Annotated in this window: 8 protein-coding genes and 3 pseudogenes; 6 read left to right on the top strand and 5 right to left on the bottom strand. The window is 64.0% G+C overall.

What is annotated here, in order from left to right:
- Position 1 precedes the first annotated feature (1 nt).
- The 3 genes and pseudogenes from uvrA to ACVWW3_RS11920 form a co-directional block, all read right to left on the bottom strand.
- Positions 2-2,995, bottom strand: a pseudogene (gene uvrA / locus ACVWW3_RS11930) (excinuclease ABC subunit UvrA).
- A gap of 278 nt (positions 2,996-3,273) precedes the next feature.
- Complete coding sequence (locus ACVWW3_RS11925) at positions 3,274-4,020, bottom strand: outer membrane protein (protein ID WP_247446635.1); 747 nt, start codon at positions 4,018-4,020, stop codon at positions 3,274-3,276.
- A gap of 232 nt (positions 4,021-4,252) precedes the next feature.
- Positions 4,253-5,036 (bottom strand): annotated as a pseudogene (locus ACVWW3_RS11920) (outer membrane protein).
- Positions 5,037-5,483: 447 nt separating this feature from the next.
- Here ACVWW3_RS11920 and ACVWW3_RS11915 point away from each other — a divergent pair.
- On the top strand, positions 5,484-5,981 hold the full coding sequence (locus ACVWW3_RS11915; RefSeq protein WP_247349121.1) for a single-stranded DNA-binding protein: 498 nt from the start codon (positions 5,484-5,486) through the stop codon (positions 5,979-5,981).
- Positions 5,982-6,357: 376 nt separating this feature from the next.
- Positions 6,358-9,104: pseudogene (gene gyrA, locus ACVWW3_RS11910) on the top strand (DNA gyrase subunit A).
- Between the two features lie 57 nt (positions 9,105-9,161).
- Here gyrA and ACVWW3_RS11905 read toward each other — a convergent pair.
- Complete coding sequence (locus ACVWW3_RS11905; RefSeq protein ID WP_456652020.1) at positions 9,162-11,015, bottom strand: potassium transporter Kup; 1,854 nt, start codon at positions 11,013-11,015, stop codon at positions 9,162-9,164.
- A gap of 201 nt (positions 11,016-11,216) precedes the next feature.
- The gene (locus tag ACVWW3_RS11900) at positions 11,217-11,474 is read right to left on the bottom strand and encodes a hypothetical protein (RefSeq protein ID WP_456649936.1); all 258 of its coding nucleotides are present in this window, start codon (positions 11,472-11,474) and stop codon (positions 11,217-11,219) included.
- A gap of 270 nt (positions 11,475-11,744) precedes the next feature.
- On the opposite strand from ACVWW3_RS11900, the gene coaD reads away from it, so the two are divergent.
- From coaD to ACVWW3_RS11880, 4 genes are read left to right on the top strand one after another with little or no spacing between them, the layout of a single operon-like run.
- Positions 11,745-12,239: a pantetheine-phosphate adenylyltransferase gene (coaD, locus tag ACVWW3_RS11895; protein WP_354047891.1), complete on the top strand. Its 495-nt coding sequence runs from the start codon at positions 11,745-11,747 to the stop codon at positions 12,237-12,239.
- Between the two features lie 41 nt (positions 12,240-12,280).
- Positions 12,281-12,844, top strand: coding sequence for a peptidylprolyl isomerase (locus ACVWW3_RS11890; protein ID WP_456649937.1), 564 nt, complete (start codon positions 12,281-12,283; stop codon positions 12,842-12,844).
- Between the two features lie 8 nt (positions 12,845-12,852).
- On the top strand, positions 12,853-13,263 hold the full coding sequence (locus tag ACVWW3_RS11885; protein ID WP_456649938.1) for a hypothetical protein: 411 nt from the start codon (positions 12,853-12,855) through the stop codon (positions 13,261-13,263).
- Entirely contained in the window at positions 13,260-13,724 is a 465-nt protein-coding gene (locus ACVWW3_RS11880; RefSeq protein WP_354047887.1) for a peptidylprolyl isomerase, read from the top strand. Before ACVWW3_RS11885 ends, ACVWW3_RS11880 begins: the two co-directional genes overlap by 4 nt.
- Positions 13,725-13,846 lie beyond the last annotated feature (122 nt).

Below are 13,846 nucleotides of genomic sequence, written 5' to 3'. Positions count from 1 at the left end.
TCTACTCTGCCGCCTCGCTCGACGCGCGTCTCCGCTTCGGCTTCCGTGCCTTCGCCAACACCGGCGCCAAAAACTTCCCCGTGTAGCTCCTTGGCGCCTTGGCGATATCCTCCGGCGGGCCCCAGGCGACGATTTCTCCGCCGCCGTCGCCGCCTTCGGGGCCTAAGTCGATGACCCAGTCCGCGGTCTTGATCACTTCGAGATTGTGCTCGATGACGACGACCGTGTTGCCCTGCGCGACCAGCTCGTGCAGCACCTCCAGCAGCTTCTTGACGTCGTGGAAGTGCAGGCCGGTGGTCGGCTCGTCCAGGATGTAGAGCGTGCGGCCGGTGGCGCGCTTTGACAGCTCCTTTGCGAGCTTGACGCGCTGGGCTTCCCCGCCGGAGAGCGTTGTGGCCTGCTGGCCGACGTGGAATGTAGTCAAGGCCGACGCGATGCAGGGTCTGGAACGTCTCGCGCACGCGCGGGACCGCCTTGAAGAACTCGGCCGCTTCCTCGACGGTCATGTCGAGCACGTCGGCGATGCTCTTGCCCTTGAACAGGACTTCGAGCGTCTCGCGGTTGTAGCGCTTGCCCTTGCAGACGTCGCAGGTGACGTAGACGTCCGGCAAAAAGTGCATCTCGATCTTGATGACGCCGTCGCCCTGGCAGGCCTCGCAGCGGCCGCCCTTGACGTTGAAGGAGAAGCGGCCGGGCTCGTAGCCGCGCGCTTTCGACTCGGGCAGGCCGGCGAACCATTCGCGGATCGGCGTGAAGGCACCGGTATAGGTCGCGGGGTTCGAGCGGGGCGTGCGGCCGATCGGCGACTGGTCGATGTCGATGATCTTGTCGATGTGCTCGAGGCCCTCGATGCGGTCGTGCGGCGCGGCGCCCTCGCTGGCATTGTTCAGCTTGCGGGCGATCGCCTTGTAGAGCGTGTCGATGAGCAGCGTCGACTTGCCGCCGCCGGAAACGCCGGTGACGCAGGTGAACAGGCCGAGCGGAATTTCGGCGGTGACGTTCTTGAGATTGTTGCCGCGCGCGTTCACCACCTTGATGGTGCGGCGATGGTTCGGCGGGCGCCGCTCCGGCACCTCGACCTCGAGCTCGCCGGTGAGATATTTGCCGGTGAGCGATTTCGGGTTGCGCATGATCTCGGCGGGCGTGCCTTCGGCGATGATGTTGCCGCCATGCATGCCGGCGCCGGGGCCGATGTCGAGCACGTAATCGGCCAGCAGGATCGCGTCCTCGTCATGCTCGACCACGATCACGGTATTGCCGAGGTCGCGAAGCCGCTTCAGCGTGTCGAGCAGGCGCGCGTTGTCGCGCTGGTGCAGGCCGATCGAGGGCTCGTCCAGCACGTAGAGCACGCCGGTCAGTCCCGAGCCGATCTGCGAGGCCAGGCGGATGCGCTGGCTCTCGCCGCCGGACAGCGTTACCGGAGGAGCGGGACAGCGTGAGATAGTTCAGGCCGACGTCGAGCAGGAAGGTCAGGCGCTCGCGAATCTCTTTCAGGATGCGGCCGGCGATCTCGTTCTGCTGCGCGTTCAACGCCTCCGGCACGGTCTCGAACCACGCGCCGGCGCCCTTGACCGACATCTCCGAGATGTCACCGATGTGCTTGCCGCCGATCTTGACGCAGAGCGCCTCGGGCTTGAGCCGAAAGCCGTTGCAGCCTCCGCAGGGCACATCGTGGAAATATTTCGACAGCTCCTCGCGCGCCCACTCGCTCTCGGTCTCGCGATAGCGGCGGTTGATGTTGGTGATGACGCCCTCGAACGGTTTCTTGGTGTCGTAGGAGCGGACGCCGTCTTCATACGAGAACTTGATCTCGTCCTCGCCGGAGCCGTGGAGGATCGCGTTCTGCGTCTTCTTCGGCAGATCCTTCCATTTGGTGGTCAGCGTGAACTTGTAGTGCTTGCCGAGCGCAGTCAGCGGTCTGAATGTAATAGGGCGACGAGGACTTGGCCCAGGGCGCGATCGCGCCCTTGCCAATGGGGAGCTCCTTGTCGGGGATGACGAGGTCTTCATCGACATGCTGCTCGACGCCAAGGCCGCCACAGGCGGGGCAGGCGCCATAGGGATTGTTGAAGGAGAAAAGCCTGGGCTCGATCTCGGGGATGGTGAAGCCGGAGACCGGGCAGGCGAACTTTTCCGAGAACAGCATGCGCTCGGGTCCGCTCTTGTCGTGGATCTTCGCGGTCTTCTTTTTCTCTTTCTCTTTCTCTTCCGCGGGCGCGGTCGCCGGCGCGTCGGCGAACTCGATGACGGCGAGGCCCTCGGCGAGTTTCAGCGCGGTCTCAAAGCTTTCGGCGAGGCGCTGGCCGATGTCGGCCCGCACCACGATGCGGTCGACGACGACGTCGATGTCATGCGGGAATTTCTTGTCGAGGGTCGGCGCCTCGCTGAGCTCATGGAAGGTGCCGTCGATCTTGACGCGCTGAAAGCCCTTCTTGAGCCATTCGGCGAGCTCCTTCCGGTACTCACCCTTGCGGCCGCGCACGACCGGCGCGAGCAGATAGAGGCGCGTGCCCTCGGGCAGCACCAAGACGCGATCGACCATCTGCGAGACGGTCTGGCTCTCGATCGGAAGGCCTGTGGCCGGCGAATAGGGCACGCCGACGCGCGCCCATAACAGGCGCATGTAGTCGTAGATTTCGGTGACGGTGCCGACGGTGGAGCGCGGGTTCTTCGACGTCGTCTTCTGCTCGATCGAGATCGCCGGCGACAATCCGTCGATCTGGTCGACGTCGGGCTTCTGCATCATCTCCAGGAACTGGCGCGCATAGGCCGACAGCGATTCGACGTAGCGACGCTGGCCCTCGGCATAGATGGTGTCGAAGGCGAGCGAGGATTTGCCGGAGCCTGACAGCCCCGTGAACACCACCAGCTTGTCGCGGGGAATCTCGACGTCGACGTTCTTGAGGTTGTGCTCGCGCGCGCCACGGATCGTAATTGCGCGCAGGTTTGATCCCACGTTCGGCTGTTGGCGCTTCGCCTTGATCACTTCATCCATCCTGGTGGTCCTCAAGAATCCCAAAGGCGCGCGATCGCGCCAACGCTGGAAGGCGCGCTTCGCCCGGAACCGGGATCGGCGCCGATGGGTATGTCAGCGAACGTAGGAAGAACGAGGAGGGATTTCCAGTGGCTCTTGCGAATCGTCAACGGATTGTTGGCGCGCTGGCGGCATCTGGCAGCAGGAGGGCCAGCGGAACTACGCTGCAGGAGACCGCGCAAACAAAAAGGCCGGCGCAAGGCCGGCCTTTCGTAACGATGTGACGTCGGTCGTGCAGATCAGTACTTCGCGACGATCGGACCGCCGAAGCGATAGTTCAAGCGAACCGTGGCCATATCCACGTCCTGCTTGATGCTGTCGCTGCGGGTGTTCACACCGAGGAAGGTGAAGCTGTCGGTGTGCTTGCCCATGAACAGATGGTTATATTCGACGGCGACCGACCAGTTCGGAGCGAAGCCGAACTCGATGCCGGTGCCGACCGTGCCACCCCAACGGGTTTCGTTGGCGGTATCGAGGGTGACGCCACCCAGAGTGCCGCTGAACTTGTTGTGGGTGACGGCCGCGCCGCCCTTCACGTACCAGAGCACGTTGTTCCAGGCATAACCCACCTGACCGGTGAAGAGGCCGATGGCGTCGATCTTGGTGTTGTTCACCAGCGGGAAGAACGCGGCGGGCGAGCTGGTGTTCGAGCCCTTCAAGTCAGCCCAATCGCCCTGGGCTTCGAGGCCGAACACCCAATTGCTGGACTGCCAGCGATAGCCGATCTGGCCGCCGACGATGGCGCCGGTTGCATTGTGGCAGCCTTCAGCCGTGACGGGGACTGGTGCGCCAAGCACCGAGGTCGTATCCCAGCAATTGTGGCTCGAGCCGCCACCGGCGTTGGCGCCGATGTAGAAGCCGGTCCAGTTGTAGACCGAAGCCATAGCCACCGGAGCCTTGGTGTAGGGGCGCGCCGCGAGATCAGCGGCCGAAGCCGGGGCAGCGAGAGCGAACAAACAGGCCGAAGCCAACAAAATCTTTTTCATTTTCAACTATCCCAGTCCCAGTTTCTGTTGCCCTCCCTATTCGGGAAAGGCATCGGACACTCTCGTCCAACTGATGTCACTCTTACACCACTAAAGCCGCAAGTTGTGTGTCCCACCGGCCACAGCAGCCTGAAAATGGAGCACTTGTTGACCTGTTATTCCCGTCGGGGAACGGAAACGAAAAGGCCGGCGCGAAGGCCGGCCTTGGAGTTCTTGAATGATGTCAGTTGGATCAGTACTTCGCGAGGACCGGACCGCCCCAGCGATAGTTCAAGCGGACAAGCCCCATATCGACATCCTGGCTAATTCGGTCGCTTCCGAATGTTGCGCCCGCGGGCGTTGTGAAGCCGATCGTGCGATTGCCAAGGAAGATGTGGTCGTACTCAAAGCCCAGCGACCAGTTTGGTGCGAAGCCGAACTCCAAACCGGCTCCGACCGTCCCACCCCAGCGAGTTTCACGCGCCGAAGCCAGCAACGTACCCGCGCCGGGCGTACCTGCGGCGGCATAGACGTCGTACTTGTCACCGACCACGGCGCCGCCGCCCTTCACATAGAGCAGCACGTTATTCCAGGCGTAACCGACCTGACCGGTGATGAGCCCGAAAGAATCGATGCGAGAACGGTTGCGGTCACCGGTCACCAAAGCGGTGCCCGGAAACAGTGTGCTCACGTTGTCGCCCCGGAAGTCGGCCCAGTTGCCCTGGCCTTCAAAGCCGAACACCCAACTGGCCGTCTGCCAGCGATAGCCGATCTGGCCGCCGACGGTGCCGCCTGTCGCATTGTGACAGCCTTCGCCGACCAATGTACCGGTCACCGGCGTAACGAAGTCCCAGCACTTGTGGCTCGACCCGCCGCCGCCGTTGATGCCGATGTAGAAGCCGCTCCAGTCATAGATGGGTCGCAACCATCGGCGCCGGAGCCTTGGTGTAGGGACGCGCCGCCAGATCTGCCGCGCTCGCGGGAGCCGATACGCCCAACGCCACGGCACCGATTGCGCCAAACACAAGCTTATTCATTGCCAGTCTCCCCAGGTTCGTCGCTTCTTGGTTGTTCCGAAGCGGCTGATCAGGCGTGACGCCCATATGAACTAAGTCCGAGGCGACGGTAGCTCCATCGAGCGGCAGAGTCCGTCGCCCGGATGCAACAATGGCAGGCGGTGAAAGCGCCAATAACTTGCTGAATGTTAAGTTGTTCTGCTCTTCGGACGGGAACCTACAAAGGTTCCATCCAACGCTTCTGCAGATGAAGCATCCGCGAGCGACCGAATGTCGGGTTTGCAGGAACAAATCTGGAACGAGATCCAAATAGATGCTATATTTGGGGATAACCGGAGGGATCATGGGCTGAGCGTCCCTTGCGAGCGTATAGGGTCCTCAGCAGGGTGGCAGAGGCCGCGGGCGCGGCCCCGCCTCGTGAAATTCAGTGGCATTCAAATTCAGTGGCATTCGGAGTGGAGAGCGGCGATGGCGGGAAGCGTCAACAAGGTCATTCTGGTTGGAAATCTCGGTAAGGATCCCGAAATCCGCCGCACCCAGGACGGGCGGCCGATCGCCAATCTGAGCGTCGCCACCTCGGAGACGTGGCGCGACAAGGCGACCGGCGAGCGCAAGGAAAAGACCGAGTGGCACCGCGTCGTGATCTTCAATGAAGGGCTCTGCAAGGTCGCCGAGCAGTATCTGAAGAAGGGCGCCAAGATTTACGTCGAGGGTGCGCTCCAGACCCGCAAATGGACCGACCAGAGTGGCGTCGAGAAGTACTCGACCGAGGTCGTGCTGCAGGGCTTCAACTCGACGCTGACGATGCTGGACGGTCGCAGCGGCGGCGGCGGAGCCGGCAGCTTCGGCGACGAGCCGGGCGGCGATTTCGGCTCATCGGGTCCGGTCAGCAGCGCGCCGCGCCGTCCCGTTGCCGCCGGCGGCGGTGGCCGCAACAACGACATGGACGACGATATCCCGTTCTGAGCGATCCCGTTCCAAGAACGTGGCGTATCGCACGATGCCGACGCGCCGGCCGGATGGGGCGGCGCTTCTCGTGTCGTGTCAGCAAATCTCGCTAATCGGCAGGACGGGCTCGGGATTTCCGGGCCCGCTTCATGTTTGGGTTGAGCTCGGATTGCGTCTCGGCAGGCGCGCTGACGGGCACGTTCGCCGCACGGTTTTCCAGGTGTTCCAGGCGATTTTGCAAGGTCGATGTGGCGGCTGTCCGAGACATGGCTCGCAAGGGCTTAAGTTATTGGAAAAATAGGCGGAAAAAGCGCTTGCCCAAGCCTCGCAAGGGTGGTTATCCGAGCCTCGATGCGCTATATGATTCCCAGATAAAACCTCACCGGATTTCCCCTTGGCTGACGACGACGACAAGCCCGGCGACCAGCCGGCGCAACCCTCGGATATTCGCCCTGTCTCCATCTTCGAGGAGATGAAGAAGTCCTATCTCGATTACGCCATGAGCGTGATCGTGGCGCGGGCGCTGCCTGACGCCCGCGACGGCCTCAAGCCGGTGCATCGCCGCATCCTGTACTCGATGAACGAGCAGGGGCACACGCCCGACAAGAAGTACGTCAAGTCCGCTCGCGTGGTCGGCGACGTCATCGGTAAATATCATCCGCATGGCGACCAGTCGATCTACGACGCCATGGTCCGGATGGCGCAGAACTTCTCCATGCGCGTGCCGTTGATCGATGGCCAGGGCAATTTCGGCTCGGTCGACGGCGATCCCCCGGCTGCCTATCGTTACACGGAAGCCCGGTTGACGAAGGTGGCGCTGGCTCTGCTGGCCGATATCGACAAGGACACCGTCGACTTCCAGCCGAACTACGACAACAACGAGACCGAGCCGTCGGTCCTGCCGGCCAAGTTCCCGAACTTGCTCGTCAACGGCGCCGGCGGCATCGCGGTCGGCCATGGCCACCAACATCCCGCCGCACAATCTCGGCGAGGTCATCGACGCCTGCGTCGCGTTGATCGACAACCCCGCGCTCACCATCGACGAGCTCATCAACATCGTGCCGGGGCCGGATTTTCCGACCGGCGGCGTCATCCTCGGACGGCAGGGCATCCGCGCCGCCTATCACCTCGGCCGCGGCTCGGTCATGATGCGCGGCAAGGTCGCAATCGAGACCATCCGCAAGGAGCGCGAGGCGATCATCATCACCGAGATTCCGTACCAGGTGAACAAGGCGACGATGGTCGAGCGCATCGCCGAGCTGGTGAAGGAAAAGAAGATCGAGGGCATCGGCGACCTGCGCGATGAATCGGATCGCGATGGCTACCGCGTCGTCATCGAATTGAAGCGCGACGCCGTGCCGGATGTGGTGCTGAATCAGCTGTACAGGTTCACCCCGCTGCAGACGAGCTTCGGCGTCAACATGGTTGCGCTCGACAGCGGCCGTCCGCGGATCATGCATCTGAAGGACCTGCTGGCCATCTTCGTCGACTTCCGTGAGCGGGTCGTCACGCGGCGCACCAAGTTCCTGCTCGCCAAGGCGCGCGATCGCGCCCATATCCTGGTCGGTCTGGCGATCGCGGTCGCCAATATCGACGAAATGATCCGCGTCATCCGGACTTCGCCCGACCCGACCACCGCCCGCGACACCCTGATGTCGCGCGACTGGCCGGCCCGGGACGTCGAGGACATGCTGACGCTGATCGACGATCCGCGCCACCGCATCAGTGAGAACGGCACGATCCGGTTGTCGATGGAGCAGGCGAGGGCCATTCTCGACCTGCGCCTGCAGCGCCTCACCGCACTCGGCCGTGACGAAATCCGCGAGGAGCTCGATAAGCTCGCCGGTGAGATCGCCGACTATCTCGACATCCTGCGCTCGCGCGACCGCGTGCTGGGCATCATCAAGACCGAGCTCGCCGAAGTGAAGGCCGAGTTCGCGACCCCGCGCCGCACCGTCATCATCGAGCAGGAAGGCGAGGTCGAGGACGAGGACCTGATCCAGCGCGAGGACATGGTCGTCACCGTCTCCCACGCCGGCTATGTCAAGCGCGTGCCGCTGTCGGCCTATCGCGCGCAGCGCCGCGGCGGCAAGGGCCGCGCCGGCATGCAGACCCGCGACGAGGATTTCGTCAGCCGTCTGTTCGTGGCCTCCACGCACACGCCGATGCTGTTCTTCTCCTCGCGCGGCCAGGTCTACAAGATAAAGGTCTGGCGCCTGCCGATGGCCGCGCCGAACGCGCGCGGCAAGGCGCTGATCAACATCCTGCCGCTGGAGCAGGGCGAGCGCATCACCACCATCATGCCGCTACCGGAGGATGAATCCACCTGGGGCAACCTCGACGTGATGTTCGCCACGACAGGCGGCAACGTCCGGCGCAACAAGCTGTCCGATTTCGTCGACGTCCGCCGCTCCGGCATCATCGCGATGAAGCTCGACGAAAACGAAGCGATCGTCGACGTGCAGATCTGCACCGAGCACGACGACGTGCTTTTGACCGGCGCCGGCGGCCAGTGCATCCGTTTTCCCGTCACTGACGTGCGCGTGTTCACCGGGCGTACCTCGATGGGCGTGCGCGGCATTGCGCTTGGCCAGGGCGACAAGGTGATCTCGCTGGCGATTCTGCGCCATGTCGAGACCTCATCGGACGAGCGCTCGGCGTACCTGAAGATGCGCCGTGCAGTCGTCGGCGAAGCCGCGACTGAGGAAGCAGCAGTGGATGCCGAGGCCGAGGAGACCTCGGGCAGCTACCAGCTCGCCCAGGAGCGCTACATCGAGATGTCGGCGGCCGAGCAGGTCGTGCTGACCGTCTCCGTTAATGGCTACGGCAAGCGGACCTCGTCCTACGAGTACCGCACCACGGGCCGCGGCGGCAAAGGCATCGTCGCCATGAGCGTCAACAACCGCAACGGCAACCTCGTGGCCTCCTTCCCGGTGGAAGACGCCGACCAGATCATTGCTGGTCACCGACAAGGGCCAGCTGATCCGCTGCCCGGTCGAAGGCATCCGCGTCGCCGGCCGCTCGACCCAGGGCGTGATCGTGTTCGACACCGCCGAGGACGAGCATGTGGTGTCGGTCGAGCACATCACGGAAGAGGCCGAGAGCGGGAATGGGGCGAATGGGGAGTCAAACGGGGAGTGATGCGTCACCCCTCGTAGGCTCGGATGGAGCGAAGCGAAATTCGGGCTACGAACCGCCCTATATCTCCAGCTCCGTCCCGAACTCCACCACCTGCTTGGTCGGCACGCCGAAGAATGCGGCCGAGCGTTCGGCGTTGCGCTGGAGGAAGGCGAACAGGGTTTCTCTCCAGACCCACATGCCCGGGACGTCCTCGCGCGGGATGATGGTCTCGCGCCCGACATAATAGGTGATGTCGGAGAGGTCGATGCCGGACAGCTTGCCGTGGCGGCAAGCGAGGGTCAGTCCTTCGTAGATCGTCGGGTTCTGCATGAAGCCGTAATGCAGGATGACGCGGGTGATGCCGGGGATGATCTCGATCACCTCGATACGGTCCTCGTCAGTGATATGCGGAAGCTCCTCGATCAGCACGGTGACGAGGACGATACGCTCGTGCAGCACGTGGTTGTGCTTGACGAACTGGGTCAGCGCCAGCGGTACGCCGCGCGGCGCCGACGCCAGGAACACAGCCGTCCCGGGCAGTCTGGCGCTGCATTTGTTGACCGCCGTCTCGATCAGATCCTCCTCGGGCTGGCGCAGTTTTCCGCGCGCGGCCTCGACCAGCTTCACGCCGGCGCGCCATGTCAGCATCAGGAAGGCGACGAGGGCCGCGAGCAGCAGCGGAAACCAGCCGCCTTCGAACAGCTTGATCGAGTTGGCCGAGAAGAAGATCAGGTCGATCACGAAGAAGAAGCCGTTCACAGGCAGCACCAGCCACGGCGAATAGCCCCACTGGATCGCGACCAGGGCGGCGAGCAGCGTGGTGATCGCCATCAGGAGCGACACCGCGATGCCGTAGGCGCCGGCGAGCGCCTCCGAGGTGCCGAAGCTCAGGACCGCGCCCAGCGTTGCGGCGGCGAGCAGCCAGTTCACCAGGGGCACGTAGATCTGGCCGATCGCGTCACTCGTGGTGTGGCGAATCTGCATGCGCGGAAGGAAGCCGAGCTGGATCGACTGCTGGGTCAGCGAGAACACGCCGGAGATGATCGCCTGCGAGGCGATCACGGTCGCAACCGCCGAGAACGCCACCAGCGGATAGTGCAGGGCGTCGGGGCAGAGCTGGAAGAACGGATTTTCGATCATCGTGGGGTCGGTGATCAAGAGCGCGGCCTGGCCGAAATAGTTCAGCACCAGCGCGGGCAGGCAGATCGCGAACCAGGCCAGCCGGATCGGCAGGCGGCCGAAATGCCCCATGTCGGCATACATGGCCTCGCCGCCGGTCACCGCGAGGAAGGCCGCGCCGAGGATCGCGAAGGAGACATGGAAATCCTGGTGGATCAGGAATTCGAACGCATAGAGCGGGCTGAGCGCCGCCAGCACCGCCGGCGCCTTGACGATGCCGTGGATGCCGAGCGCGGCCAGCACGAAGAACCAGGCCAGCATCACCGGTCCGAAGATGCGGCCAATGAAGCCGGTGCCCTGCTTCTGCATTATGAACAGGCCGACCAGGATGACGATGGTGACGGGCACCACGACGGGCGCCAGCGAGGGGGCGTCGACCTTGAGGCCCTCGATGGCGCTGAGCACTGAGATCGCGGGCGTGATCGCGCCGTCGCCGTAGAGCAGCGCAGCGCCGACGAGGCCGACGACCAGCAGATGGGCGCGCCAGGTGCCGGGTTGGGCGTTGCGCGCGTGCAGCAGCGCCAGCAGCGCGACGATGCCGCCTTCGCCGCGGTTGTCCGCACGCAGGATCAGCAGCGCATATTTCAGCGAGATGATGAGCAGCAGTGCCCAGAGGATCAGCGAGGCAACGCCCAGAACAGCATCGTTGGTCACTGCGCCGCCGTGGGCGGCGGCCTTGGCGGCTTCCTTCAGGGCGTAGAGGGGACTGGTGCCGATATCGCCATAGACCACCCCGAGGGCCCCCATGGTCATGGCGATCGGGACAGAGTCAGGATGATGGCCGGAGGCGACTGCGGGCGTACTGGACAAGATCGACCCCCGATGGGATCGCGCCCGTCAGACCATTCCGACGGGCGCGAGCATCAGGCAGTCTGCGACGGGATGTCGCAAATATCCATCTTCATTATCTTGGGCTTTAGATCGGGGTTTGTGACGCGAAGCTGACAGACCCGACTACGGGGTACGGTCGGCGGTCACGAGGCGAGCCTCGCGGATGTTGGCTTTGGTACCGACCCGGCGGAGGCAGGAGGCCTCGAAATTCGGCCAGGCCTGCTGCGAGCAGTCCTTGCCGATGGCGCGGATGTCGAGCCGGTCGCTCTTGGCGAGCGGCTGCGGCACGCTGGCCTCGACGGTCGGGGCGAAGCCGGGCAGGAGGGTGAGAGCGGCAGCGACACACGCAGAGATGGCGATCGCTGAAAGAGCCTTGATCATTGACAGTCCCCTGTGCTGCGGCCGCTACGCCCAGTGTGCGGCCCGTCATTTCGTTGGCTGGATTGGTAACCATGACCAGTTTCCGGACGTCTTCGCGGCTGTGGGAAATGGTTTCGTTCGCGCGTCCTTTGGTTTCGTGGCCGCCCTCAGGACGAAACAAACCGGCCATCGTCGACATGGCCGGAGGGACATTTTGCGGAAAATGGGCAGGAAATGGCCAGGGAACCCGCCCGGCTTGCCGGCCCGGGCCGGGCGCGGTAGGACGTGACCATGCCGCGCATTGCCTACTACCCAGGTTCCTTCGACCCCATCACCAACGGCCATCTGGACGTGGTCCGGCACAGCGTGTCGCTGTGCGACAGGCTCGTTGTCGCGATCGGGGTGCATCCCGGCAAGAAGCCGCTGTTCTCGACCGAGGAGCGGCTAAAGATGCTCCATGACGTCTGCGGGCCGGTGGCGGCCCAGGCCGGCTGCGTGCTCGAGGCTGTGACGTTTGACGATCTGTCGGTGGTCTCGGCGCGCAAGCACGGTGCGACCATCATGATTCGGGGCCTGCGCGACGGCACCGACCTCGACTACGAGATGCAGCTCGCCGGCATGAACGGCGCCATGGCGCCCGAGGTGCATACGGTCTTCCTGCCGGCCTCTCCCATGGTCCGCCCGATCACCGCCACTTTGGTGCGCCAGATCGCCGCCATGGGCGGGGACGTCTCGGCCTTCGTCCCGCCGCTGGTTGCGGCACAGCTCAAGGCAAAATTCGCCTGATAACGGCGCGTTTCCTCTCTCATCTCTGATCCGGAGTTATCATGATCCGAATTCTCGCAGTTCTTGCCGCGGTTCTGTTCGCGGCGCCGGCCTTCGCGCAAGCCTTGCCGGCGGGCCTCGACAAGGCCAACGCCGTCGTCATCGACACCACCAAGGGCCGCATCGTCATCAAGCTGCGGACGGATCTGGCGCCCCAGCACGCCGAGCGCATCAAGCAGCTCGCGCGCGAGGGCTATTACAACAACGTGCCGTTCCACCGCGTCATGGACGGCTTCATGGCGCAGACCGGCGACGGCGAGAAATTCAACGGCACCGGCGGCTCGAAATATCCGAATCTGAAACAGGAATTCTCCAAGGTGCATTTTGCCCGCGGCACCGTCGGGATGGCGCGGCGTGGCGACAGCGTCGACACTGCCAACTCGCAGTTCTTCATCATGTTCGCGGACGGCGGCAGCCTCGACAACCAGTACACAGTGATCGGCGAGGTCGTGCAGGGCATGGACGTCGTCGACAAGCTGAAGAAGGCGCCTCCCGGATCAAGCGGCGGCACCGTCACCGACCCCGACAAGATGGTGAAGGTGCAGGTCGCTTCCGACATCAAGTAGGAGAGACGATGGCGCGCTGTGGTGGCAAGCCCCTGCTGGTTGCCGCGGTGCTGCTGCTCGGCGTCTCCGGAGCGGCCGCCGGGGACGCCGAGGTCAACACCATCCAGGACATCTTCCGGCATCTGCGCACCTGCTGGAAGCCGCCGCCTGTCGCCAAGGCCCGTCCCATCGACATCACCGTCGTCGTGAGTTTTAACCGGGCTGGAAACATTCTGGGCCATCCGAGGATTACCTATGAATCCGCGGAGGCCTCCGACGATGACCGGCTGCAATACCGGGTCGCGGTGATGGAGGCATTGCAACGCTGCACGCCGATGCCATTTACCGATGCGATGGCCGGCGCCGCTGCGGGGCGTCCATTCGCGATCCAGTTTCGCAACCGGAAGACTTCACCCCCAACCCAAGAGAGACGAGCATGAGTGCGACCGAAAACACCCTGATCCTCGAGACCACCCAGGGCCCCGTCACCATCGAGATGCGGCCTGATCTGGCGCCCGGCCACGTCGCGCGTATCAAGGAGCTCGTGCGCGAAGGCTTCTACGACGGCATCGTGTTCCATCGCGTGATCGACGGCTTCATGGCGCAGACCGGCTGCCCGCAGGGCACCGGCACCGGTGGCTCCGGCCAGAAGCTGAAGGCCGAGTTCAGCAAGGAGCCGCATGTGCGCGGCGTCACCTCGATGGCCCGTGCAGCGAGCCCCGATTCCGGGGACAGCCAGTTCTTCATCGTGTTCGACGACGCCCGCTTCCTCGACAACCAGTACACGGTGTGGGGCAAGGTCACCGAGGGCATGGATAACGTCGACAAGATCAAGCGCGGCGAGCCCGTGCAGAACCCCGACAAGATCGTCAAGGCGCGGATGGCGGCTGACGCGGCGTAGCCGCTCGATCCTCATGGTGAGGAGGCGCGCAGCGCCGTCGCGAACCATGAAGGCCGAGCTCGAGCAGCGGGCCTTCATCCTTCGAGACGCGCGTTCCGCGCTCCTCAGGATGAGGAGTGACC

The organism is Bradyrhizobium sp. LM2.9 (assembly GCF_054056555.1).
The sequence above is the reverse complement of the archived record's forward strand: the minus strand, read 5'-3'. Positions and strand labels throughout refer to the sequence as shown.

Coding starts and splice junctions, on each gene's coding strand:
- ACVWW3_RS11925 (WP_247446635.1), bottom strand. CDS start 4,020: ATGAAAAAGATTTTGTTGGCTTCGGCCTGTTTGTTCGCTCTCGCTGCC.
- ACVWW3_RS11915 (WP_247349121.1), top strand. CDS start 5,484: ATGGCGGGAAGCGTCAACAAGGTCATTCTGGTTGGAAATCTCGGTAAG.
- ACVWW3_RS11905 (WP_456652020.1), bottom strand. CDS start 11,015: ATGACCATGGGGGCCCTCGGGGTGGTCTATGGCGATATCGGCACCAGT.
- ACVWW3_RS11900 (WP_456649936.1), bottom strand. CDS start 11,474: ATGATCAAGGCTCTTTCAGCGATCGCCATCTCTGCGTGTGTCGCTGCC.
- coaD (WP_354047891.1), top strand. CDS start 11,745: ATGCCGCGCATTGCCTACTACCCAGGTTCCTTCGACCCCATCACCAAC.
- ACVWW3_RS11890 (WP_456649937.1), top strand. CDS start 12,281: ATGATCCGAATTCTCGCAGTTCTTGCCGCGGTTCTGTTCGCGGCGCCG.
- ACVWW3_RS11885 (WP_456649938.1), top strand. CDS start 12,853: ATGGCGCGCTGTGGTGGCAAGCCCCTGCTGGTTGCCGCGGTGCTGCTG.
- ACVWW3_RS11880 (WP_354047887.1), top strand. CDS start 13,260: ATGAGTGCGACCGAAAACACCCTGATCCTCGAGACCACCCAGGGCCCC.